A 22,807-nucleotide genomic window follows, 5' to 3' on the forward strand; every position below is an offset into this window, starting at 1 on the left:
AAGGAACTCTCTACCCCTTTCACTGATTCTATACTTGCATGCTCTCTCAGAATTTGTTTGCTCTAACAAGCCTTNCCCAAATGAATCTGCAAATTCTCTGAATCCGCGATATGCTTGAAGGAACTCTCTACCTCTTTCACTGATTCTATATTTGCATGCTCTCTCAGAATTTGTTTGCTCTAACAAGCCTTGTGAGACAAGTGTATCCAAAATTTTTGAAAGTCTGCCATATGAGACATTTGCCTTTCGAATTAAGTATGTTACACTAGCCCCTGATTCATCCGGTACCTCATCTCTTGTAGTAGAAAGTATGTCCCCAATTATGCTCATGTGAGTTCTATAAGTTATTGCCAAATTTTACCCCTCCTCTCAATGGGACCTGAGAGATTGGAACAAAGAGTGCTCCCAGTCCAACTATCTTTGTAGATACTGAAATAAAGTATAACACTGATTTTGGAAATACAATTGAATACCATCCTAAGAACTCGCCAAGTGCAAGTAATCCGAGCCCTGCAGCTACGAAAATAGTACTCCTCTTTCTATTTTCCATATAGGACAGTATTGTCTCGATTGTCCCATATACCAATAGGATAAAAGAAATTGACCTTATAATATGCTCAATTGAATTAGCCGGTATGATGAAGAGAGGAGCAATAATGGATTTGAAATATCTTGACTTTGGAAAAAATGATTTTATTCCATGAGAGAATGCTATGAAAAAATATCCTACAGTTTGAATTCCTATACCCAATGTCTGAATCCATGTATCTATTCTAGTATAACCCAAAACAAGAGACTCAAACAGATATCCAAATCCTACAACTCCAAATCCTATGCCAATTGAAAAAAAAGAAATATTCAATCTAAAAAGTGTCGGGCTGCCAGTATTTCGAAATCCAATATATGCAAAAATTCCTAAAATTAGTCCTACTACAAAACCTAGTAGATTTAGGGTGGACTCTGCAAAAGTTATAAACTCCAACTAGTATTGTTGCCTTTTGAAATTACATAAGTCTTGCAGTGGATTTTTTTCTACCAATCATCAAGAGATCCGGATGTAGCACCGCCAGTATCTTTGGCATAATCTCCCAAAACATCCGAATACCTTGCATCCTTGTAAGCAATAAGTTTCACATACTCCCCATATGATATGTCAAGTGAACAGTTTGAACATTTGACATATGTAAAATCGTCTCCCAGTTCCGCTATCTTGTCACATTTAGGGCATTTTATTTTCATGATCTATAATGATGCTTACACGGCTATATCTTTTCTTAAGCAATGTGTATTCACATCTTTTGGTGTTTTATCCCATTTGGTGATTACTAATTTGAAAAATTAAGATTGTTTGAATTATTGATTATGATTATTGTAGAAGAACCTTAATAGGCATTTTATAAAATTTCTCGAGATGACTCCAAGAAATATCTCTCTTATGATATTGTCTACTGTTATAGTAGTTGTGCTCTGGTTTGCAGTATATGTTCCAGAATCTGAGAAGATACGTAGTGATTTTCGGGTTTATCTAGAACAGGAGGGTGAAGATCAAATTGCAAACAGTGTTGGAGGAAATCTATCACAACAGTTTGTCTTGAGAGAATCTCTGATTCAGAAGGTGACTGGTATTGATGGAAATTATGTAACAATTTCATCAATAGTAAGTGGAGTAAACGAGGATGAAACCAAGGAAGTTTTTCATTCTGAACAGTCCTATCAAGTTGACGCATATAGTATGACCTACAAAAATATGCCTGGTAAACAATTTGCATTCAAACCTGGAGTGCAAAAGCAAAATTATGATTTTCTTCATCCGTTGGTTTTTGCAGATGCTCCACTAGTATATCAAAAAACTGACATGATAAATGGACTTGACGTATATGTTTTCAGAGCAGCTACACATAATGTAGACATTAGCAACAGTTTTCCTCAATATGAAAATGTGAAAATATTATCTGATACAAATTCGACCTTCTGGATTGAACCCATCACTGGAGATCTAGTCAAGTTTGAAAAAAACTGGAAAGATTATCAGGTAAAAGACAATAAAACAATCGCTGTTAACGAGCTAGGTTGGAAGAAAACCACAACTTATTCTTCCTTTATACTTTCAGAAACTGCCAAATCTAAAATTGCTGATTTCAATTATAATACAAAAGTCATGCCAGTGCTTTTGGCTTCTCTTACTATCGGAATAAACTTGATTCTAATTCTCAGAAACAAACTCAAAAAATCAAATGAAATTGTACTAAAGAATGAAAAGATGACTGCTATAGGAAACCTGTCTGCAAGAATATCTCATGATTTGAGAAACACTCTGACAGTACTCAAAAGTGAAGTGTCCATAATGTCTATCCAAAACCAAGATGAAAATATGAATAAAAGATTACAACGACTGATGAGGTCAATAGATAAAATGGACCACCAGATTGGTGGAGTCTTAGATTTTGTCAGAGAGAGACCATTGAAAATTGAAAAATTTTCCTCAAGTGTTCTGATAAAACAAGCTCTTGAAGACATCGCCGTTCCAGATGGAATTAAAATTACAACTCCTGTTCAAGACATGTCTATAACAGGAGACCTTACCCAGCTGGAAATCGTACTGTCAAATCTTGTACTAAATTCAATACAGGCAATGGGTGGTTCAGGTAAGATTACAATATCTACAGAAGACAAACCTGATGCATCTGTAATCAGTATAACTGATTCTGGGCCTGGAATACCTGAGAAATACATGTCCAAAATATTTGAGCCCTTGTTTACAACAAAGCAACGAGGGACAGGTTTAGGGTTGGCCAGTTGCTATACGATAATAAAAAGTCACGGAGGAGAAATTTGGGTAAAAAACAACCCTACCACATTTACCATTCTGTAGCCTAAAACAAAAGAACTCTAAAACACCAAGTTATCCCATGAAACTGATGTGATTTGTACGTGTTGATACCTTAAAGAATTAAATTGCTACATTTTTGTTGCTTTGTTATGGTAAGAACATGTACCAAATGTAAAAAAGAAATACCAGATAATGTTGAACTCGATCCGTTTGCATCCGCTTATCCATGCTGCAATGAATGTTGGGCTGAATGGAAGCAATACCGAGTCATGGTCATGAATGAAATGAAATTAGACATGTCAATGCCGGATCATAGAAAAGTTGTCAAGAAGTATGAGAAAGTGTTTGTAGGGGTTATGACTCCTGAAGGAGACGTTGTCAATTTTGCAGATGAGAACAAAAGAAACCCCGAAAAGCCAACCTAGATACCTATCTCATTTTTTGCCGTTTCTGGAATTATCATGTAAAGTTTCTTTCTATCTTTTTCATCAAACATTCCAATTAATTTTCTAATGGTTGCAGAAAGTATGGATCTTTGATCCGTCGATAATGACTTGTATATTTCAAAAATTCCATCCAAGTTAAAGGCAATGAGTTTTTCTGGATGGCTTGTGATCTCGTTGATATAATTTGAGAACATGACTGATCGTTGTTCTTCTGACAAGTTACAAAGAGTTTCAAGCCATGTCTTAAACAATGTAGAAAATTTATCAAATGGTATGGTAGGTCCTGCTTGTAATGCATTGTTTATGATCTCATTCTTGTCCTCTTGATTCATTGAAAAAAATTCTGACAGTCGCTTGTGCAGTATTGGCTTTCTTAGAAACTCTGGAAGGCCTGCCAAATTTACTATGATATTTCCTGCATGATTTGGAGAGGACATGTGAATCTAAGACTTGGATCTATTCTAAAATCGTATTGCTAAGATTTGGCTTAAATATATCCGGTTATGCTCACCATGTGTATGCCTTCTACAGTTATCGTTGGTGGTTTCTATGGTGATGAGGGAAAAGGAAAGATTGTCTCTTATCTTGCCATGAAAGATAATCCTACAGTAGCTGTTCGTGGTGGAGTAGGACCTAATGCAGGCCATACAATTGAACATGAAAATAAGAAATACAAAGTTAGAATGTTACCAAGTGCTTTTTTGAATCCAGGTACTAGATTACTCATTGGACCAGGAGTGGTAGTAAGTCCTGAAGTGCTTTTAAAAGAAATAGAAGAGTTTGGAACTCATGATAGGTCATTTGTAGATTTTCAATGCGGTATAATTGAAGACTCTCACAGAACAACAGATTCTGGTGGAAGACTAAAACAATCCATAGGCAGTACAGGAACTGGCACAGGACCTGCTAATGCTGATAGGGCAATGCGTACCCTCAAACTTGCGCGAGATGTAGAATCTCTTACTTTGTATCTTGATGATATTCCCAATCAAGTAAATTTTGCACTTGATAGAAAGGAGAATGTAATTGTTGAAGGAACTCAGGGTACATTTCTTTCATTATGGCATGGCACATATCCATATGTTACATCAAAGGATGTAACTGCGTCTGCAATATGTGCAGATGTTGGAATAGGACCGAAAAGCGTTGATGAGGTTCTTGTTGTCTTCAAATCTTTTGTTACTAGAGTTGGTGAGGGTCCACTAAAAAATGAAATTGCTCCAGAAAAAGCAGTAGCAAAAGGATGGCAAGAAGTTGGAACAGTAACTGGAAGACAACGACGTGCAGCTGAATTTGATTTTGATCTTGCAAAGCGCTCCATAATGCTAAACAGTGCAACACAATTGGGAATCACAAAACTTGATGTGGTATTTCCTGAATGTGCACACATGCAATCATTTTCTGATTTGAGTTCTCCTGCCAAGTATTTTATTAAAAATATTGAAGACCAACTCAAAGTGCCTGTTACACTAATTGGAACTGGACCTGACGTAAACGACATCATTGACAGAAGATAACAGAGAAAAAAGAATCATAAACGACTACTTTTAATGTGGATGGTTTTTGAGAAATCCCATGGCAAAACTTCCTTTTTACATTGAAGTATCTGATATGACTGAATTCTCAAGAATGGTCTGTGCGCTAGAAAGAGTTCCACGTACTGCCTTTTCTTTTGAACTTGATGGGAAAAGCGTAATCTCAGTTCAGATGGACCTTCTCAAGGAAAGGTCTGTCAATTATTATGTCCAGACAGATAAAACCGGTCATTATCTCTCATATGGATTCAAGGCTGGAAAAGAAGATTATGACGTTGTCAATACTGTCACAAATCCAATGTACATCTACTCTCCAATCGTGAGAGTGAAATCACTACCTGAGACTCTCAAGCCTGAAACTACATCACCTCCAGAGGTAGCATACCAACCAATTGAGCTTGAGGATCTTACAAGTCTGATAAAACTAAGTTATGGATTTGAGGAGTCACCATTCCCACTCTTTACTTTTCCAGATGGTAATGGATGGAAAGTAGGTGTATTCATGAACTTTAATGAATCTGACGAGACTTCATATTTTTGCCATGTCAAGCTTGATTCCGAGCCCACAAAACCATTCCTAAGATACTCTAGCAAAGATGGTGTAGAACCGTCATTTGTCAATACAGTAAATGACCACGGATATTCGTACCTCAAAGTGATAAAACTCAAAGGTAAGCATCCTCTAGTCAAGCTATGAGTAGTTTTAGAAAAAGAATACAGAGCTCTTCTTCTACAAGCTCTATAATACTTGCAAATGATCTTGATGGTACAAATCTAGAGTTACTTGAAAAACAAACTCTGAAAAATATTAAAACACTTGGAAAATATCTATGCGCTATAAAATTTAATTTCCATATCTTATTGCCTCTGGGTGAGAAAAGTATTAAAAAAATAAACAAAGCTGCACACGATTTTGGTTTACAAACTATTGCTGATATCAAACTCAATGACATTGGAAATACCAACATGGTAACTTTGCAAAGATTGTGGAACAGTGAATTTGATGCTGTGATTGCCAACCCAATAATGGGACCAGAAAATTTATCACAACTTGTTAAAAATGCTCATGGCAATAGTAAAGGTGTAATAGCATTGGTACACATGAGCCATCCTGGAGCAAAGCTTGGATATGGTCTTAGGGTACAAGATCCATCTAGTGGAAAAATGTCAAACATTCATGATCTTTTCCTAAAGTGGTCCTACTCACTACATGTGGATGGAATAGTTGTTGGCGCCACAGTTCCAAAACTAATAGAATTGTCAGCAAAAAAGGCAAAGGGGAGATTTGATATCTATTCGCCTGGAGTTGGAACTCAGGGCGGAGATCCAAGTGATGCATTGGATGCAGGAGCAAACTATCTCATTGTAGGAAGGTCTATCCTGAATGCAAAAAATCCTCAATCTGAAGCACAAAAGCTCCAAGAGCTAACTCTCAGATCATAGATCTTTAACTTTTTTGAATAACTTTTGGGCAGTCTTGTAGGTCAACTTTGCAAGTGCATCATCAAAGTTTAACCATGTATAGTCCTGGTGCTCATGTGATAGTACCACTTGGTCTGTTTTTGTATTTGATAAAAAGAAAACAACTTCCTTGTGTATTACTTGACCGTCTCGTTGATAATGATATTCTATCTTGTCTTCAAATCCGTCTACAAATGTAATGTCTAATATTCCAGTCTCCTCACTTATCTCTCTTAGAACAGTTTGCTTGAATGTCTCACCCTTCTCAATATTTCCCTTGACAAAATCCCAATGGCCTGAAGGGTAATTCAAAAGCAAATACACCTTTCCTTCTGGCGATTGACGATAGATGATTGAACCTGCAGATCTCTCTTCTAACATTTACACAAGGAGTTTCTTATCTCCAGTATTTCTATTTTCCAAGCCTGCGGCCTCTTTTCTGAAAAGTCCTAATTGCACGCATGAGATCTATTTTTCTAAATTCTGGCCAATATACGTCCATGAAGACAAGTTCACTATAAGCACTCTGCCAAAGTAGAAAACCGCTTAATCGCTTTTCTCCAGATGTTCGTAGTATCATATCTGGAGATGACTGTGGTAAATGTGAAGTGTACAGACTAGATTCAATTACTTCTTTGTCTATCTGGTTTACATCAAGAGATCCATCTTTGATTTTAGATCCTATCTTCTTGATTGCATCAACGAGTTCATTTTGTCCTCCATAAGCTATTGCAATGTTTAGGTAATGATCATCGTAATCTTTTGTAGTCTCCTCAAGCTTGTTGAGAATTTCTCTTAGGAAATCTGGTAACAACTCAATACTGCCAATTGCCTTTACCTTCATTCGGTTCTTGTGTATTCTTGGATCATTGTACAACTTGTGCAGTCTTTCATTTATCAAATCATAGAGGTAATCCAATTCATCGTCCTTTCTGTTTAGGTTTTCAGCTGATAATACGTACAAGNCCCTCTAAAATGGCCATCTATCTTCATGATCAGATTGCGTTTTGCCCATCTTCTATTTCCGTCAAGAATTATAGCAATGTGTTTTGGCATCTCCCCACTTTGGATATCACTCTCTAATCTCTTAGAGTATATACTGTAAAATCCACCCAAGTTGAGAACTTTGTCTTTTATTNGCCTCTAAAATGACCATCTATCTTCATGATAAGATTGCGCTTTGCCCATCTTCTATTTCCGTCAAGAATTATAGCAATGTGTTTTGGCATATCTCCGCTTTGGATATCGCTTTCTAGTCTCTTAGAGTATAGACTGTAAAATCCACCCAAGTTGAGAACTTTGTCTTTTATTCTGATAGTACTTCGCCACCCTTCTTCTTTCTGTATCTATGGAAGAGTAAGGATGCTGATATCAGTATTACTGCAAGACCCAGCAGTAGTGGGGGAATCAGAGTATACGGACTTTCTCCTTTTATCATGATTGTAGTGAATTGAGAAACAACTGGATATAGCGTAACTAGCACGATGAGTCTTAGAATATCTGTAATTGATCTAATGCTTCCCTTGAACCAACTGCTCAACAACGAACCGCCAAAAATACATCCTATTCCCATCCAAAGGAAAGGTAGCATTCCTGCTACAAAGAGTCCTGTTGTTTGCTGATTCAAAACTAATTTCAAAATGCTGTCAGGATTTGTAGTAACACCGGGTACTGCAGCACCAATGCCAGCTGTAAGTGATGCAAGAATCATGACAATTCCTGCCACTAGAGTAAATGTTCGTATGAATCCACCAGGTGTTGGTTTGTTCCAATTTGTCCATGCTCTGTCAACATCAAAGGCTCTTATCAAAAATGCTCCTCCCAAGATACTAACTAGGACCGCAAATATTTCTCTGGTCAGTCCAAGAACTGTAGCTACTCCACCTATTAGTAAAAGCATTCCAGGAACTCCTAAAAAGAACTTGGAATATTTTGAATCAAATGCTATTGTCTTGAGATACCTTCCAAGTACTGCATAAGAATATTCTACTGATCTACTTGCCCGCATTACAACTCTTTTTACAGAAACTATGGGCAAAACATTTTGAATTATTGGTATGACACTTTCATCATCTTCTCCATCTGATACTATGACTGCACCGTTTGCTGCAAACTTCATTGTAATTGTCTTTACTTGGGCAACAATTTTTTCGTCTCCTTGAACTCCTTTGTTTTGTGTACCTGAAACTAGTGCTACTTCTGCCTGGTATCCCTTACTTGTCAAATCTTCAAATGTCTTAACAGCTGCAAAAATTGAATTGGAATCTGCATCCTCTGGATCTTCTAATGCCAGTCTCTGTGCTGCTTCGATACAGGCATTGCGTCCTATTACTGGAGTGACAACACCTGCCTTACTTCCAATGTCATCGTCTCTGTCAACACAGATCACCAAGAGTCTGCTGGTTTTTGTCTCAGTTGTACCGCTTTGTAATTCGGCTTCTTTTGTTGACATTGTATAGACCAAAATCGCGTTTCCTATTAATTAATGTAGTTTCTATCAATTTTCACAAATGCTTCAAGGTATCTTACTCTAATCTAGTATTTTTGATAATTTTATGGACGAGTCTGGTTTGACTTTGATGCCAAAGAGTCTGACTCTTGTTTGAGAGCATTCACCTTTGTAATCTCATCATTAATGTCTGCAGTAGTTGCATTTTCCTTTATCTTGTTTGCAAGTGATATTGTCTCAGCTAGGTAGTCGTTGTACTTTTTGAGAGATTCAAAGTATGCTCCATAGCTTAGTTTCCATTCTGTTGGGGGGTTACTTTCCACCATCTCACTTACCAATGAAGTAATCTGAGATGATGAGATCTGGGCTTGGGTTGTAAAGTTATCTGGAGGCATGCTCTTGTCTAATAGTCCTTTGAGGTTTGACTCCATGTCTGCAACGATGAGAGAATGTCGCTCCTTTACGCTATCTAACTCGCTTTTGTAATCTGAAACCATTACGGAAGAACCGTGATTTTGTGGGAGGAACCAGACTACAAAACTTGCTCNGCTTTCTACCATCTCACTTACCAATGAGGTAACCTGGGATGATGAGATCTGGGCTTGGGTTGTAAAGTTATCTGGAGGCATGCTCTTGTCTAATAGTCCTTTGAGGTTTGACTCCATGTCTGCAATGATGAGAGAATGTCGTTCCTTTACGCTATCTAACTCACTTTTGTAGTCTGAGACCATTACAGAAGAGCCGTGATTTTGTGGGAGGAACCAGACTACAAAACTTGCTCCTGCAATGGCTGCTAGTATGACAGCCGTGATAACGATGCCCTTCTTACTTGCCATTCAGATGAGTCTCTTTGTGGCTTTTAAAAGCATAACTGCATTCCANTGGCCGTGATAACAATGCCTTTCTTACTTGCCATCCAAGTGAGTCTCTTTGTGGCTTTTAAAAGCATAACTGCATTCCACAATTTGCTTATTCTTATGCCCAATTTGTTAATTTCATGGAGTTGGATCCTTTCCTCATAAGAAATATCATAAAAATCTCGTTTTTTATATAAAAACTAGATCTATGATCTGAATTAGACCATGTAAAAATTTAACACCCTCTAGTGTATAGTGAAATAATTTTTACAGCGTCTTGCTATATACCACTTCCTTCGTAAGAAGTTGAAATGACTCAAGCATACTGCGTAAAATGCAGAAAAAAAGTCGACATCTCAAACCCAAAGGAAGTTAAGCTAAAGAACGGACGACCTGCGGTAAAGGGCACATGCCCAAAATGTGGTACTAATGTCTTCCGAATAGGAAAGCCTTAGTACAATTTTCTTATTTTTCCAAATCAATTTTTCTGTCTGTAGCTCTATTTTTCTATAATATTCTTACATGATTTCACTATACAATTGACTCGTGTTGTTCTTGCTTAATGAGTTTCAATGACTTTTTGATTGCAAGACTTGGCCTATCTCTTTGTGTCTGTGATTTCTAATTTACTAGTGTATCTAACAAAGCACGTGCCNTTGATTGCAAGACTTGGTCAGTAGTCTTTGTGTCTGCGATTTCTAATTTACTAGTGTATCTAACAAAGAGCGTGCCAATTCATTTTTTAGAATCTGTGCCTGTACCGTATCTCTGAACTTACTATCTTGTTTTCTCAATCGTAGATATAATCTACAAGTCTGCATATAATCCAAACTTGCCTTGTCTGGCATCATGCCTATGGGATTTAGATTTCTATCGATAAACTGCCACATTTCTACAAGTGATGGATTGCTGGGGATTTCTATGACTGACATACTATCAACTCAATTTGTCATAACCTGTTATCTCTTGATGCCTTCTGTTCCTATGGTCAGGACGATCTTCTGACCTTTTGGTATTTGGCTATGAGTGAATTCAGGAATAAGCTGTTATCTAGAGAGGGATCGCCCTTTTTTGCTTCCTTTACGGCTCTCACAAACTNGCCTTGTTCTTGCTAGTGAGTTACATGATTTCTTTTTGATTATAAGACTTGGCCAGTAACTCTTGTAATGCTTGATTTCTAATTTACTAGTGTATCTAACAAAGAGCGTGCCAATTCATTTTTTAGAATCTGTGCCTGTACCGTATCTCTGAACTTGCTAATTTTCTCAATCGTAGATAGTCTCCAAGTCTGCATATGATCCAAACTTGCCTTGTCTGACATCATACCTGTCATCTTTTGATACTTCCTGATCCTATGGTCAGGACGATCTTCTGATCTTCTGGTATTTGGCTATGAGCAAACTCAGGAATAGGCTATTATCTAGTGAAGGATCGCCTTTTTTTGCTTCCTTTACGGCTCTCACAAACTTTTGGAAAGCCTCTGATTTTACTGTGATTGTTTTGTATTCTTTTCTTGGCATTGATTATACTGTCCGGGACGTATGGATAAGTTCTTGGTATACCTGTTATGGAAAAAAATAACCTGGTTGTCTTTATGATGATTTTTTATGTAATGCGGTTCCCTTAAATGGGGAATGTGTACGGTACTACTGTATGACGCAGATTGAACCGTACGAGAACATATTCCTAGGGGAATGTTCGCGGCTGACCAGGCTTGTATTTGATTGCCTGCAAAAACTGGAAAAAAGTCCTTCTGATCTGATTACTATAGGCAGGATGGTAAACGCAGCAGAGGTAATCAGGGGTGGGGCAAAATTACTTCAAGATGTGGATCTTGATCTAAACTCAAAAATGCTGATTGAATTATTTAAAGGAGCACAAGATGTACAAGACAGAAAAAAAGAACTTGAAATGATGCTCGGTAGATTCAGGGTATTGGTAAACAGGACTCCATCTAGATCTGGTCCTGTCTGAACCGGATTTAATTAAAGACAAAGCTAGTGTCATGTAAATCAATATAGGTAGCGATTTTGATAGTGAACTAGTTGACAAAAGCCGAATATGAAAAATTACTAAAGAATATTCAAGATAAAGTATCTCAAACCAAGACTGGTTCTACATCAAGATTTGAACTTCCTAAAGTGGATATCATGTGGCAAGGTAATAGAACGTTCTTCAGAAACTTTTCGGAATTTCCAAAAATACTGCGAAGAGATCCTGAAAAGCTTCTACAATACCTCTCAAAGGAGTTTGCAACTCCAGCACAATTTGGAGGCGACAAGGCAGTTTTTGTAGGTAAAAAAGATCCTCATGAATTTTCAGCTCTTTTGAATAGGTATCTCAAGGAATATGTAGAATGTCCTACTTGCAAAAGTCCTGATACTCGGGTCGAAAAAGAAAACAGGGTAACTCTTCTCAAATGTGAAGCATGTGGAGCCAGGTCCCCACTCAAGGGCCAATATGCGTAAATGAATTTTGCAGTTAAACAAGTGAATCAACAGCGAAATAGGATGCTGAATATTTGTGACGCTGAATTAGTTGGTAGGACCCTCAAACAGTCTGATCTGGAGATACGCATTACAAAGAGTTACTATGGAGACCGTATCGTTGATGAAAGAGAGGCAGAATCTCTTCTACGCAATTCTTCAATAATCAACATGGCAGGTAAAAAAACAATTGATCTTTCAATTAAAATGGGAATAGGTTCTGCAAAAGGCGTAAAAGAAATTGAAGGAATTCCTTTTCTCATAGTTTTCAAGTTTTGAAAATACAACGATTATATACATACTGAACACATTGTTGTCNCTACGTAACTCTTCGATAATCAACATGGTGGGTAAAAAAACAATTGATCTCTCAATTAAAATGGGAATAGGATCTGCAAAAGGTGTAAAAGAAATTGAAGGAGTTCCTTTTCTCATAGTTTTCAAGTTTTAAAAATACAACGATTATATACATACTGAACACATTGTTGTCTGAGAATTTTGGGTAAGCGAAAAGTACTAAACGAAAGTGAATTGAAAGAAATGCAGTTACCAGGAGAAGGTGAACTGTTAGGAAGAGTTGTAAAACTTTTGGGTAGTGATCACATACTTGTACGATGTACCGATGACAAGACAAGAATGGGCCGAATTAGAGGAAAATTAAAAAGAAAAATCTGGATACGAGATAATGATGTTGTAACAATTGCTCCTTGGGATTTTAAAGCAGATGATCGTGGAGACATTACTTGGAGATATACCCTCTCGCAAGTTGAAGTGTTAAAACAAAAGGGACTCTTACCGCAAGATTTCTAACAGCAATCAATTTTACAAGGTTCGTATTATCATCTGTGTTGTCATTGGGAACAAATCAAAATGAATGAAGATTCTGTAGATGAGTTTGGTGTCATAGAAGAAAATGATCTAGATTTATCTGAAGAAACAGATGAATCTGAAGACTCGGAAACTGAAGAATCTGATCTCGGGCTACAAGACAAATTGGCAAAAAAAATGAACCTTAGGCTTGCCGNTGCCACTGATGAATCCGAAGATTCAACTACTGAAGAATCTGATCTAGGGCTCCAAGACAAATTGGCAAAAAAAATGAACATTAGACTTGCTGGAAAAGCAAGGGCACGAAAAACCGAGAAGGATGTATTTGACAAAGACAAAGTGCTTGAGGCAGTATTTGATAAATCCACCGTGATGATTCTCTCACGGATGATAAATAATGGCATTATTTCATATGTAAATGGCGCAGTGGGTGCAGGAAAAGAGTCCCAAATGTATTGGGCAGTTGATCCATCTGGCCTAGACCTTGCCGTAAAAATTTATCTCGTAACTACATCTAACTTTAAGAAACGTTATCCTTACCTCATTGGTGATCCACGATTTACCAGAATAAAGCGAGGTACCAGATCTCTTGTAGAGTTGTGGGCCAAAAAAGAATTTCGTAATTTGAGCAAGTCTTTTAAATCTGGAATTCCATGTCCAGAACCAGTAACCGTGGTAAAAAATGTTCTAATAATGAAATTTGTAGGATCCGATGGTGTTCCGTCTCCGACATTAGTTGAATCAGAGGTAAACTATGCTGATTATGAAAAGACAATACAAATCATTTCAGATCTGTATCAAAAAGCAGAACTTGTCCATGCCGACCTTTCCGAATACAATATTTTCAAGACAGCAGAAGGACCGGTAGTTTTTGATTTTGGTTCGGCGGTAGATATAAGGCATCCAAAAACAAAAGAATTTCTTGAAAGAGATATTAGTAATATTACTAGATTCTTTGTTAAGAGAGGACTAACAGTGGACAATCCAATTGACGTATTTGAGAGGGTTACAAAATGATCTTTGAAAAAATTATCTTAATTCCAGTTGATCGCGTTGGAGTATTAATTGGCAAATCTGGAAAAATAAAAATCAAAATAGAAAAAATCTGCTCTGTTTCATTGACCATTGACGGCCAAACAGGCGAGACAGTCATAAAGGGAGTGGGTGACGTTGAAAATATAATGCCATTTAAGGCTGAAGAAATTGTGATGGCCATAGGTCGTGGATTCTCAGCAGAAAACGCCTTGCGTCTTGTTCAAGAGGAAACCTCATTGCATGTAATGGACTTGAGACAATTTGCTGGCAAGTCGTCTGCACAAATTGAACGAATAAAGAGCAGAATAATAGNATGTCATGGACTTGAGACAATTTGCTGGTAAATCGTCTGCACAAATTGAACGAATAAAGAGCAGAATAATAGNCTAAAGTCTGCCGTAAATGCAATAACCTCAATTTCAAGTGGTAGTACTCATGGAAAAGTTTACAATGATTTACAAGAATCAAGGCGTAGACAAAAGTTAGAAAAACTTCAACTCTGGGAAGGGGGAAACATACTTGAGTAAAGAAGTCTTTAGCCAGATATCTCCAAGTGAGTTCTTTTATAGAAATAGAGACCTTGCAGGATTTAGTAATCCTACCAGATCACTTTACACTTCGGTTAGAGAATTTGTAGAAAACGCACTTGATGCATGTGACCATAAAAAAATACTTCCTGACATTCATCTTTCAATAAAAGCAGTGGATCCTGAACAAGCAGATCCAAAACACTACATCTTGACTGTAAAAGACAATGGTCCTGGAATTGATGCAGAACACATTCCACTTGCTTTTGGTACTGTCCTTTATGGTTCCAAGTTTGGTCTCAAGCAAGCAAGAGGTATGTTTGGTCTTGGTGCTACCATGGCAATACTGTATGGTCAGATCACTACAAACAAACCAGTTACTGTGAAGAGTTGTTCTGACGGTAAAACACTTGATGAGTTTGTAATGTTGCTTGACATTCAGAAAAACAAACCAGTTATACAAAAACACACTACAAAAGAAGGATCAAAAACGGGACTTGCAGTAAGTATTGTACTTGAGGGTGATTATTCCAAGGCAGGATCAAAAATTAGGGATTATGTTTACCAAACTTCTCTTATCACACCATATGCATCAATAACATTTGAAGATCCAAGCGGTGAAAAATTCCATTATGCAAGAATTGTAAAAGACATGCCACGTCCTCCAACTGTAATCAAACCTCATCCACATGGTATCGATGTTGAAACCATAAGAAGAATGATCACAGACACACATTATCAGATTCCAGCTATTGATAACAAGATGATTGACAAAGTCAAAAAAGAACTGAGCTTAAAGAAGAATCTTTCTCCAAAAGAAATTCTAGAGCGTGCACAGAAACGCTGGTCTGACATCTCAAAACCAGTACGGACTGTAATCTCAGTCATGTCATTTCTTAACATTGATTTTGAAGGGCTCAAAAAGATCCGAATCGACGATCTCGACGTCGCAAATAAGACCATAACATATTGGGACTTTGGAGAATCCCAGTCTCACGCAGTAGAATTAAACCCAGATAGCCCATATTACAAGCAGCTTGCAAGCACTGTCCAGGGAGATACGCTTCTCACCTTTTTGACAAAAAGATTCCAAAGAGTTGGACCTACCACTGCTGAAAAATTCTGTGAATTTGCCAAATTCAAGCCAGACAAGAGAATAGGCAGCATGACAAACGAGGAATTGGTAAAACTAGCAGATGCACTACAAAAGTTCGAGGAATTTCTTGCGCCCGACCCAAGTTGTCTAGCTCCACTTGGAGAAGAACCACTCTCAAAGGGAATTATGAAATTTTTCAATCCCGAGTTTGCAGCAGTATGGCAACGTAACGCTTCAGCATATTCTGGATTTCCATTCGTAGTTGAGATGGGTATTGCTTATGGTGGAGATATTCCACCAAATGGTCTCAAGGTTTACCGTTTTGCAAATCGTATACCACTTTTGTATGATGAGGGCAGTGATGTGGTACTCAAAATAGTCAACGAGACTGAATGGGCCAGATACAAAATAAAGGGAGACCCGCCACTTGTAGTGGTATCACACATCTGCTCTACTAGAATTCCATACAAGACTGTAGGAAAAGAAAATGTTGCAGATAGACCTGAACTTGAAAGAGAATTAAAGAATGCATTACAATATCTTGCAAGAAAGTTAGCAGTTCACATGTCACGACAAGGAGCAGCAGACATGGCAAAGAAGAGAGCAAATCTTTATTCAAAATATGTACCGCTTATTGCACAATTTGCCACTGAACTTGCTGGCAAGAAAAAAGAACCAAATTATAACCAACTAATAAGGATGGGAAGTGAGATTGAAGAACAAGTCTAGTGCAAAAACAGCAGAGGCAAGAAAGAAAAGATTGCTGTCATTGTTGGAGCAACAAGGTATCAACATTTATGATCATCTTGACAAAGGCAAATTTCCACAATTTGTGATACCGAGCAGATCTGTAAGTAATATTGTCTATGATAAAAAAATACGACAATACATCTTAGGTAATGCAAGTGCAGTACGTAGTTCAAGAAACATGTCGCAATTGCGTTCCTACACACAACTTGCATGGCTTGCTTTCTTTGTAAACAGGCTTGTACGAGAGGGAAAGTCTTCTACATTAAGAGACATTTACTATTCCTCACAGGCGTTTAGTATTGATTTTGAAGACCAGCCAGAATCTGATAACATCATAGTGGATTTAGAAGCTGTACTAACAAGCCCGCGTGAAGAATTTCACATATTTCCTGAAGAAAGAAGCAGTGTATTTGGTGACCTGACAATAGAGTATACTGTTCCTGGATACGAAGGAAAGCGGATGAATCTGTCTGATCACCCTGATGGATATTTGATTGGACCAAGTTTGAGTAGTGCTGAACTTGTTGATACTAGTGCAGAACTTGTCATTGCAATAGAGAAGGGAGGTCTTTTTACAAGATTTGTTGAAGAAAAAGTTCACAAAAAATTCAAAGCTATTATCGTTGATACTGCAGGCCAAGCCCCACGATCAACAAGAAATCTTTTGAGACGATTAAACAATGAAATGGGATTACCTGTTGTCATATTGGCAGACGGTGATGTGTATGGAGAACACATTGCAATGGTAATAAAATCTGGTTCTGCAAATGCAGCTCACTTGCGAGAGTTGACTGTACCAGATGCCAAGTGGCTAGGTGTCTGGGCAACAGACATTGAAAAATATAAACTTCCTACAATTCCTATGACTGAATCTGACATAAAGAGAATCTATGACCTTCAAAAAGATCCTCGATATCAGGAAGGAAACTGGAAAAAACAACTCGAAGTATTTCTCAAATTGAAAAGAAAAGCAGAACTTGAGGCATTCTCAAAGTATGGTCTTACTAATATTACAGACAAGTATCTTCCAGCAAAACTAGAAGAATCAAAGAGTTTCTAATTTCTTAATTCGTAAAGTAAGAACACCGTTTCTGTACTTGAAGTCGTGGATTCCCATGTCTGGTGTTGTTTCAATCGGAATCTCTTTTGAGAAATGTGCCGAGCCTCGCACGTACAAGATTCCGTCAATTAGTCTCACAGTTACTTGGTCTTCTGGACCTGGTACCTCTGCTACGAATATTATTTCCTTTTCGCCCTTGATGAGGTCGTAAACCCAGTTCTTTGTGTCTGCTTCCTTTGGTGTATACTGTGGAGTGCTATTTTCTACCGTCATTTTTTTCAGTACTCTTACCCAGTAGATCATGAATACAGCAGCTACCCCTATCAGTATGAAACTGACATACCCTTGTGACGATCTAAGTGAAAGCATGTACACTACTCCCAAAAACAGCAAGACCATTAAGGGAATTATGAAATCAAATGATTTGTCATTAGAGTATCTGCTTTTGTAGCTTGCCAAAGATATTCTGTATGATTTAACTATGCTCCAAATATAAACACTCGTAGAATTTTCCAAAATAAAACATGCGCATGTTTTATAATTATGTGATAAAATTGCAGTAACTCTGAATCTTTAGGTGGTTTCCCATCTTTTGAACAAATTGTGCTCAACTCCGAACTGATCCAGGCATTTTCCTACCACGTGATCTACTACATCATCGATAATTTTTGGTCTGTTGTAAAAACCTGGCATGGCAGGCAATATGACAACACCGATTCTTGAAAGCTTGAGCATGTTCTCAAGATGTATGCTGGTGAGTGGTGTCTCTCTTGGAACTAGAACCAATTTACGGGACTCTTTCATGGTAACTCCGGCAGCTCTTGCCACCAGTGTTTCTTCATATCCATTTGCAATGCTTGAAAGTGTCTTCATTGTACAAGGAATTACTATCATGCCATCTGTCTTGTGTGTTCCACTTGAAACACTTGCAGCCATATTGGAATCATCTGAATAATGCTCTACCAATGATTTTACATATTTCAAATCATAATCAGTTTCTAGTACAAGACATTTCTTTGCCCATTCTGTCATTATCAAATGTACATCGACCTTGCATTGTCTGAGAACCTCTAACATTCTGACGCCGTATATTATTCCTGAACTTCCAGTTAACCCTATGATTAATCTCATGAGAAGATTGACCATGTTCCATATTTAATTTCAACTATACTTTTGGCATGTTTATTTATGGCATTGCGAGTCTCAATATTTGTGAGTGTCAATATTGATACTGTTGAAGAAAATATTGTCTCAGAACTTAGGTTGTCCAAAATACAATCCAAAGTATATGTCTTGGTTGTAAAAACAGGCAAAATGTCTGCATCTGATATAGCAAAAAATCTAAACATATCTGAAGAAGAGGCAAATCAAGTGGCAACAAGCCTTATCCAAAATGGAGGCTTTATTGATATTACAAAGACAGAGTTTGAATCAATGCATCCAAGATTTGCTGTTGTCAATATGTATAGGAGAATGTGTGAAAGGGAAAATATTCCATTTAAGAAGAATCTTTTGGTAGACAACATCTCAATTATTTTAGAAAAACCGTATGATGATGCAAGAACTAAATATAACCAATAATGGAGGAGGAAACATGTCTGCAGATGAAGAGTCTTCTTGTAATCATGAAATAGTGTACTTTGGAGTCACAAATCTGAATTATGAAAGAAGAACAATAGGTTCAGTTGATACATGGAGATGTGTCAAGTGCAAAAAAATCTTCTGTGAAGAAAAGCAACTTGGAATAGAAAGTATTGTAGACTATGTGGGAATGCCAAAAATATCTGCTGATCAAAAATGGGCTGTACTTTTATGCAATCTTAAAAAACACAAGGACAAGTGGAAGCTAGTCAAGGTCAAACAAAATGATGAAATCCAACATGAATGTGTTGATGAAAAAGTAATAAAACTAAAGGTAAAGGACTTTAAGATTGATGATGATAAACACTGGAACTTTCTCATCGAAACTTCAATTAACAAAGCAGTAGAGATCTAAATCTTAATGGACATTCAAGTTCATATCAATAATGTTCGTGGTAGTCAAATAGCTGCCAAGATTACTGGTACTTTTACTATTGATGGACATCCCTTCAAGTTCCAAGCAATAGCGTTTGGTAGGATTGGCGGACACAACATTGGTGCCAAGATCTCAAAGACTGTAGAGAAGAGTCTTGTAAAACTTGGCTATGATGTAAATGAAGTGATAAACGAACTGCAGCAAAGGCTTGTTCGTGGTGATATTACACTTCCAGAAGGACTCAAAAAAGAATCTTTTGCAGACGGCTAGAACTGGGCTTCTTCAAATGCCTTGTGGCACAAGCAACCGCGTTGTTGTGGTATAGAATCAAAAAGCAATGAAAGTATGTTCTTTGTTGTTCCTACATTTTTAGACAAGGTTTCTAGTACTTCTTTTGCAGTGACAGGCTTGTCTGCCCATACATCGTAATCAGTTACTGTTGAAATTGATACATAACACATCTGAGCCTCTCTTGCAAGCTGACATTCTGGAACTAGTGTCATTCCTATGATGTCTGCACCTATGACATTTTTGTAAAACTTTGACTCTGCCCTTGTTGAAAATCTTGGTCCCTCTATGCAAATGTATGTTGCATCTTTGTGTATGTGTAAATTCATCTTCTTTGCTACATCTGAGACAACGTTTTGTAGCTCAGGACAAAATGGATCCGCAACTGATATGTGAATGACTTTGCCATCTTCATACAGAGTGTACTTTCTTGATTTTGTAAAATCTATGAATTGAGATGGCAGTACAACATCTCCTGGTTTTAGTTCCTCTTTTAGACTTCCAACTGCTGATGGTGCAATGATTCTTTTAATTCCCATTTCTTTGAATGCCCAAATATTTGCTCTAAAGTTTATCAAGTGTGGTGAGATTGTATGCTTCTTGCCATGTCTTGGCATGAATGCAACTCTTCTTCCCTTGTAAGTTCCAACTGTTATGGTATCTGATGTTTTTCCAAATGGTGTATCTATTGTGATCTCTTTGCTTTCTGTGAGTAACCCTGAATCATAAATTCCTGTTCCGCCGAAAATGCCAATCTCTGCTTGCTCTGTCAATATTTCACCAATGAGTTGTGTTTGTAATCTTTAATTACCTTTGATCCTTTTAGATCAGTCAATTCTATTATGAATGCAAAACCTGATACTTTGCCACCTATCTTTTCAACTAGTTTTGCAGCAGCCTTTGCTGTGCCGCCTGTTGCAAGCAAATCATCACAAATGTACACTTTTTGGTTTTTCTTTATTGCATCGGCCTGGATCTCCATTGTTGCATTTCCGTATTCGATGCTGTATGATACTTTGTGAGTCTTGCCTGGTAATTTTCCTTCTTTTCTAATCATTATCATTCCTTTGTTGTATTTGATGGCTAGTGCACAAGCAAGAGGAAAGCCTCTTGATTCTATTCCTGCAAAAACGTCTACATCATTTGGATGTATTATCTTGGACAACTCATCTAGTACAAGGGATAACGCTGCTGGATCCCTTAAGAGCGGACTGATATCTCTGAACAAAATTCCTTTTTTAGGAAAGTTCGGTATGTCAGCTATCTTGTCCTTTAGATTCACAAATCGTTCTCAAGTGGTGGATATAAAAAATATTACTAATTGGTTCTTTATTGAATTGTTATGCTGATTATAGCTTTGCCTGTGATAGAAGATGCTTCAACTGTGTATATTCCAGGATTGATGTTACGTGGAACCTGCCAATCTGTTTGGTAGTCACCTCTGTTTGTTGCTGATGTTGGTAGTGTGTCAACAACAGTGCTGTTGCTGTTTATGGTGATCTTCACTGATGCAGTAATACCTGCGTCAGATCCAGATATTGCTACAATGTCGCCTCTTGTGTATGTGCCAGATGGTCTATCCAAGTTAACTGTAATTGCTTGTTTAGATGATTTTACAGTTAATTGTACTGGTGTGTGGTTGATTCCACTAGTGGCATCAAGTTTCCNTTGCAGTAATGCCTGCATCGGTTCCAGATATTGCTACAATGTCTCCTCTTGTGTATGTGCCAGATAGTCTATCCAAGTGAACAGTAATTGCTTGTTTGGATGATTTTACAGCTAATTGCACTGGTGTGTGGTTGATTCCACTAGTGGCATCAAGTTTCCATGTTCCTGGAGTTGCAACAGGTGGGATGCTGAAATCAAATGAAGAAAAGTGGCCTGTTTTATCTGAGAATGTTTGCATTGTCTTGATTAGTTGTCCATTGGGGTCAGTCAAGGAAAGCTGGAGAAGGCTGTTTGAATTTGCAGTTCCAATGATTATGATGTTATCTCCAGGCAAGTACGAATCCTTTACAGTACTTAGTTTGATTAATCCAGTGCCTGTTGTTGAAAGTCCAACTGCAAATGTCTTCTCTACTTTCTCTTCTGCATGAGATACTACAGCAGAGTAAATTCCTGGTGTATACGATGTCAAGTTAAAGGAATATGTTGCAAGTCCATCTGATCCCAAACTGACAATGTCTGCAAATTTTTGTTTGTCTGATGGATCCACTATGATAAAGTTGATAGTCGAAGATGGAGGACCTGTAATGGTAACAACTGGCTTGTCTGTATTTTGGTAACTGACCTTGTCTAATGTTGCTGTTATTGGTTGTGTTACAGCTTGACCAACTCCAAAGAAAGCAACGATGGAGTCACTACCTTGTGTTACATCTACTGTGTAGGTTCCTTTAATGGCTGAATCATCTAATTTGTATGATGCTGTAACTGTTCCACTAGAAGTCACGTTTGCATCCTGTGAATAAATTGGATGATTGGTAGGGTCCATGATGACAAAATGTACAGGTGCATTTGATATCGCAGTACCATTTATGACAACTGTCTGCCCAGTCTCATATTGCTTTGCAACAGGTGCTACTGAGATATTGTGAACTGTAACAACACTGTATTGTTTGGTTACCTGTGTCTTTCCATCTGAAACTGTGATTGAATACTTGCCAAACTCTCTGTCAACTGGGATGGTATCTGTCTTTGAATACTTGCCGTCTTTATCTGATTGTACGGTACTAGTAGTTATTGGATTTCCTTTTGAATCAAGAAGTGTTATGGTTATGGTGTTACCAGGAGTATCTGTGCCAGAAATTGCCTCTGTCTCTCCTCTGTGAGAGATGGGGTCCACATTCAATGTTAGAGGAATGTCTGAGACTTGGCCGTGACCTTTTTGCTGTGGGTTTATGTTTGTAGAAAATGATTTTTGGTTACCTTGTTGGTCCTTTATAACAAAGTTGACGCTTCCTGATTGTTCTGATTCTGGAAGAAGTACGGTTGTTACAAAGTTTCCTTTACTATTTGATGAAAATGAACCTATTTTGTCACTACCTAGATACAGATCAAGATTTGCCTGTGTTGAAAAACTTTGGCCAACCACACGAATGTGGGAACCAAGTGATGGTGTTGATGGAATTATTCTAAATGTAGA

The 22,807-nt window shown here is 37.6% G+C and carries 28 protein-coding genes and 2 pseudogenes; 17 read left to right on the forward strand and 13 right to left on the reverse strand.

Annotation, left to right across the window (positions count from 1 at the left end; all coding sequences use genetic code 11):
- Nucleotides 1-75: 75 nt before the first annotated feature.
- From DYY66_RS09435 to DYY66_RS09445, 3 genes and pseudogenes are all read right to left on the reverse strand, one after another.
- Nucleotides 76-330, reverse strand: a pseudogene (locus DYY66_RS09435) (winged helix-turn-helix domain-containing protein); the annotation flags it as partial.
- A 7-nt stretch (nt 331-337) separates the two neighbouring features.
- Complete coding sequence (locus tag DYY66_RS09440) at nt 338-982, reverse strand: hypothetical protein (protein WP_166288556.1); 645 nt, start codon at nt 980-982, stop codon at nt 338-340.
- A gap of 50 nt (nt 983-1,032) precedes the next feature.
- Complete coding sequence (locus DYY66_RS09445; RefSeq protein ID WP_166288559.1) at nt 1,033-1,239, reverse strand: hypothetical protein; 207 nt, start codon at nt 1,237-1,239, stop codon at nt 1,033-1,035.
- Nucleotides 1,240-1,411: 172 nt separating this feature from the next.
- On the opposite strand from DYY66_RS09445, the gene DYY66_RS09450 reads away from it, so the two are divergent.
- Nucleotides 1,412-2,872 (forward strand): porin PorA family protein, encoded by a 1,461-nt coding sequence (locus DYY66_RS09450; RefSeq protein ID WP_166288562.1) that lies wholly within the window; start codon nt 1,412-1,414, stop codon nt 2,870-2,872.
- 107 nt (nt 2,873-2,979) lie between these two features.
- Nucleotides 2,980-3,255, forward strand: coding sequence for a Fe(2+)-trafficking protein (locus DYY66_RS09455; RefSeq protein WP_166288565.1), 276 nt, complete (start codon nt 2,980-2,982; stop codon nt 3,253-3,255).
- Here the strand turns inward: DYY66_RS09455 and DYY66_RS09460 are convergent.
- Nucleotides 3,252-3,713 carry a hypothetical protein gene (locus DYY66_RS09460; protein ID WP_166288568.1) on the reverse strand — a complete coding sequence of 154 codons (462 nt, stop codon included), beginning with the start codon at nt 3,711-3,713 and terminating at the stop codon, nt 3,252-3,254. The two genes, DYY66_RS09455 and DYY66_RS09460, sit on opposite strands and share 4 nt — an antisense overlap.
- Before the next feature lie 81 nt (nt 3,714-3,794).
- Between DYY66_RS09460 and DYY66_RS09465 the strand changes: the two genes are divergently transcribed.
- The 3 genes from DYY66_RS09465 to pyrF are packed head-to-tail and all read left to right on the forward strand — an operon-like array spanning nt 3,795 to nt 6,254.
- Nucleotides 3,795-4,793 carry an adenylosuccinate synthetase gene (locus tag DYY66_RS09465; RefSeq protein ID WP_166288571.1) on the forward strand — a complete coding sequence of 333 codons (999 nt, stop codon included), beginning with the start codon at nt 3,795-3,797 and terminating at the stop codon, nt 4,791-4,793.
- A gap of 58 nt (nt 4,794-4,851) precedes the next feature.
- Nucleotides 4,852-5,508 carry a hypothetical protein gene (locus DYY66_RS09470; RefSeq protein ID WP_166288574.1) on the forward strand — a complete coding sequence of 219 codons (657 nt, stop codon included), beginning with the start codon at nt 4,852-4,854 and terminating at the stop codon, nt 5,506-5,508.
- Nucleotides 5,505-6,254, forward strand: a complete 750-nt coding sequence (pyrF, locus tag DYY66_RS09475; RefSeq protein WP_166288577.1) for an orotidine-5'-phosphate decarboxylase — start codon at nt 5,505-5,507, stop codon at nt 6,252-6,254. The genes DYY66_RS09470 and pyrF overlap by 4 nt, the downstream gene beginning before the upstream one ends.
- Here the strand turns inward: pyrF and DYY66_RS09480 are convergent.
- From DYY66_RS09480 to DYY66_RS09495, 3 genes are all read right to left on the reverse strand, one after another.
- Entirely contained in the window at nt 6,249-6,653 is a 405-nt protein-coding gene (locus tag DYY66_RS09480) for a bis(5'-nucleosyl)-tetraphosphatase (RefSeq protein ID WP_166288580.1), read from the reverse strand. The two genes, pyrF and DYY66_RS09480, sit on opposite strands and share 6 nt — an antisense overlap.
- Before the next feature lie 31 nt (nt 6,654-6,684).
- Nucleotides 6,685-7,237, reverse strand: a 553-nt coding sequence (gene uppS, locus DYY66_RS09485; protein WP_255496415.1) for a polyprenyl diphosphate synthase, incomplete at its 5' end; no start/stop codon positions are given.
- Between the two features lie 341 nt (nt 7,238-7,578).
- Nucleotides 7,579-8,724 carry a DUF373 family protein gene (locus tag DYY66_RS09495; RefSeq protein ID WP_166288586.1) on the reverse strand — a complete coding sequence of 382 codons (1,146 nt, stop codon included), beginning with the start codon at nt 8,722-8,724 and terminating at the stop codon, nt 7,579-7,581.
- 1,165 nt (nt 8,725-9,889) lie between these two features.
- Here DYY66_RS09495 and DYY66_RS09505 point away from each other — a divergent pair.
- Nucleotides 9,890-10,033: a DUF5679 domain-containing protein gene (locus tag DYY66_RS09505; RefSeq protein WP_166288591.1), complete on the forward strand. Its 144-nt coding sequence runs from the start codon at nt 9,890-9,892 to the stop codon at nt 10,031-10,033.
- Between the two features lie 243 nt (nt 10,034-10,276).
- Here the strand turns inward: DYY66_RS09505 and DYY66_RS09510 are convergent, their stop codons facing one another.
- Entirely contained in the window at nt 10,277-10,510 is a 234-nt protein-coding gene (locus DYY66_RS09510; protein ID WP_166288593.1) for a hypothetical protein, read from the reverse strand.
- Nucleotides 10,511-10,755: 245 nt separating this feature from the next.
- On the reverse strand, nt 10,756-10,911 hold the full coding sequence (locus DYY66_RS09515; RefSeq protein ID WP_166288596.1) for a hypothetical protein: 156 nt from the start codon (nt 10,909-10,911) through the stop codon (nt 10,756-10,758).
- A 320-nt stretch (nt 10,912-11,231) separates the two neighbouring features.
- Between DYY66_RS09515 and DYY66_RS09520 the strand changes: the two genes are divergently transcribed.
- The 8 genes and pseudogenes from DYY66_RS09520 (at nt 11,232) to DYY66_RS09560 (ending at nt 17,360) form a co-directional block, all read left to right on the forward strand.
- Entirely contained in the window at nt 11,232-11,552 is a 321-nt protein-coding gene (locus DYY66_RS09520) for a hypothetical protein (protein WP_166288599.1), read from the forward strand.
- A gap of 71 nt (nt 11,553-11,623) precedes the next feature.
- Complete coding sequence (locus tag DYY66_RS09525; RefSeq protein WP_148694432.1) at nt 11,624-12,046, forward strand: translation initiation factor IF-2 subunit beta; 423 nt, start codon at nt 11,624-11,626, stop codon at nt 12,044-12,046.
- A gap of 21 nt (nt 12,047-12,067) precedes the next feature.
- Nucleotides 12,068-12,343, forward strand: a complete 276-nt coding sequence (locus DYY66_RS09530; RefSeq protein WP_309224001.1) for a DUF424 domain-containing protein — start codon at nt 12,068-12,070, stop codon at nt 12,341-12,343.
- Nucleotides 12,344-12,383: 40 nt separating this feature from the next.
- A pseudogene (locus DYY66_RS09535) lies at nt 12,384-12,515 on the forward strand (DUF424 family protein); the annotation flags it as partial.
- A 47-nt stretch (nt 12,516-12,562) separates the two neighbouring features.
- The gene (gene eif1A, locus DYY66_RS09540) at nt 12,563-12,874 is read left to right on the forward strand and encodes a translation initiation factor eIF-1A (protein WP_166288608.1); all 312 of its coding nucleotides are present in this window, start codon (nt 12,563-12,565) and stop codon (nt 12,872-12,874) included.
- A 468-nt stretch (nt 12,875-13,342) separates the two neighbouring features.
- Nucleotides 13,343-13,909, forward strand: a complete 567-nt coding sequence (locus tag DYY66_RS09545) for a serine protein kinase RIO (protein WP_255496420.1) — start codon at nt 13,343-13,345, stop codon at nt 13,907-13,909.
- A 537-nt stretch (nt 13,910-14,446) separates the two neighbouring features.
- A complete protein-coding gene (locus tag DYY66_RS09555; RefSeq protein WP_166288611.1) occupies nt 14,447-16,279 on the forward strand; it encodes a DNA topoisomerase VI subunit B in 1,833 nt (610 codons plus the stop codon).
- A gap of 31 nt (nt 16,280-16,310) precedes the next feature.
- On the forward strand, nt 16,311-17,360 hold the full coding sequence (locus DYY66_RS09560; RefSeq protein WP_394352628.1) for a DNA topoisomerase IV subunit A: 1,050 nt from the start codon (nt 16,311-16,313) through the stop codon (nt 17,358-17,360).
- On the opposite strand, the gene DYY66_RS09565 is transcribed toward DYY66_RS09560, so the two are convergent.
- Nucleotides 17,346-17,729, reverse strand: a complete 384-nt coding sequence (locus tag DYY66_RS09565) for an Hsp20/alpha crystallin family protein (protein WP_255496416.1) — start codon at nt 17,727-17,729, stop codon at nt 17,346-17,348. The genes DYY66_RS09560 and DYY66_RS09565 overlap by 15 nt on opposite strands.
- A gap of 204 nt (nt 17,730-17,933) precedes the next feature.
- The gene (locus tag DYY66_RS09570) at nt 17,934-18,491 is read right to left on the reverse strand and encodes a UbiX family flavin prenyltransferase (protein ID WP_166288620.1); all 558 of its coding nucleotides are present in this window, start codon (nt 18,489-18,491) and stop codon (nt 17,934-17,936) included.
- Nucleotides 18,492-18,548: 57 nt separating this feature from the next.
- Between DYY66_RS09570 and DYY66_RS09575 the strand changes: the two genes are divergently transcribed.
- The 3 genes from DYY66_RS09575 to DYY66_RS09585 are packed head-to-tail and all read left to right on the forward strand — an operon-like array spanning nt 18,549 to nt 19,647.
- On the forward strand, nt 18,549-18,941 hold the full coding sequence (locus DYY66_RS09575) for a helix-turn-helix domain-containing protein (protein ID WP_218583700.1): 393 nt from the start codon (nt 18,549-18,551) through the stop codon (nt 18,939-18,941).
- A 13-nt stretch (nt 18,942-18,954) separates the two neighbouring features.
- Nucleotides 18,955-19,356: a hypothetical protein gene (locus tag DYY66_RS09580; RefSeq protein ID WP_166288674.1), complete on the forward strand. Its 402-nt coding sequence runs from the start codon at nt 18,955-18,957 to the stop codon at nt 19,354-19,356.
- A gap of 6 nt (nt 19,357-19,362) precedes the next feature.
- Nucleotides 19,363-19,647: a hypothetical protein gene (locus tag DYY66_RS09585; protein ID WP_166288623.1), complete on the forward strand. Its 285-nt coding sequence runs from the start codon at nt 19,363-19,365 to the stop codon at nt 19,645-19,647.
- Here DYY66_RS09585 and DYY66_RS09590 read toward each other — a convergent pair.
- Nucleotides 19,644-20,441, reverse strand: a complete 798-nt coding sequence (locus DYY66_RS09590) for an S-methyl-5'-thioadenosine phosphorylase (protein WP_394352629.1) — start codon at nt 20,439-20,441, stop codon at nt 19,644-19,646. The genes DYY66_RS09585 and DYY66_RS09590 overlap by 4 nt on opposite strands.
- A complete protein-coding gene (locus DYY66_RS09595; RefSeq protein WP_166288629.1) occupies nt 20,435-20,947 on the reverse strand; it encodes an adenine phosphoribosyltransferase in 513 nt (170 codons plus the stop codon). Before DYY66_RS09595 ends, DYY66_RS09590 begins: the two co-directional genes overlap by 7 nt.
- Nucleotides 20,948-22,807: the final 1,860 nt, after the last annotated feature.

The sequence above is a fragment of the Candidatus Nitrosotalea sp. FS genome, from assembly GCF_011319475.1.
In the GTDB taxonomy this organism is placed as follows: Archaea; Thermoproteota; Nitrososphaeria; order Nitrososphaerales; family Nitrosopumilaceae; genus Nitrosotalea.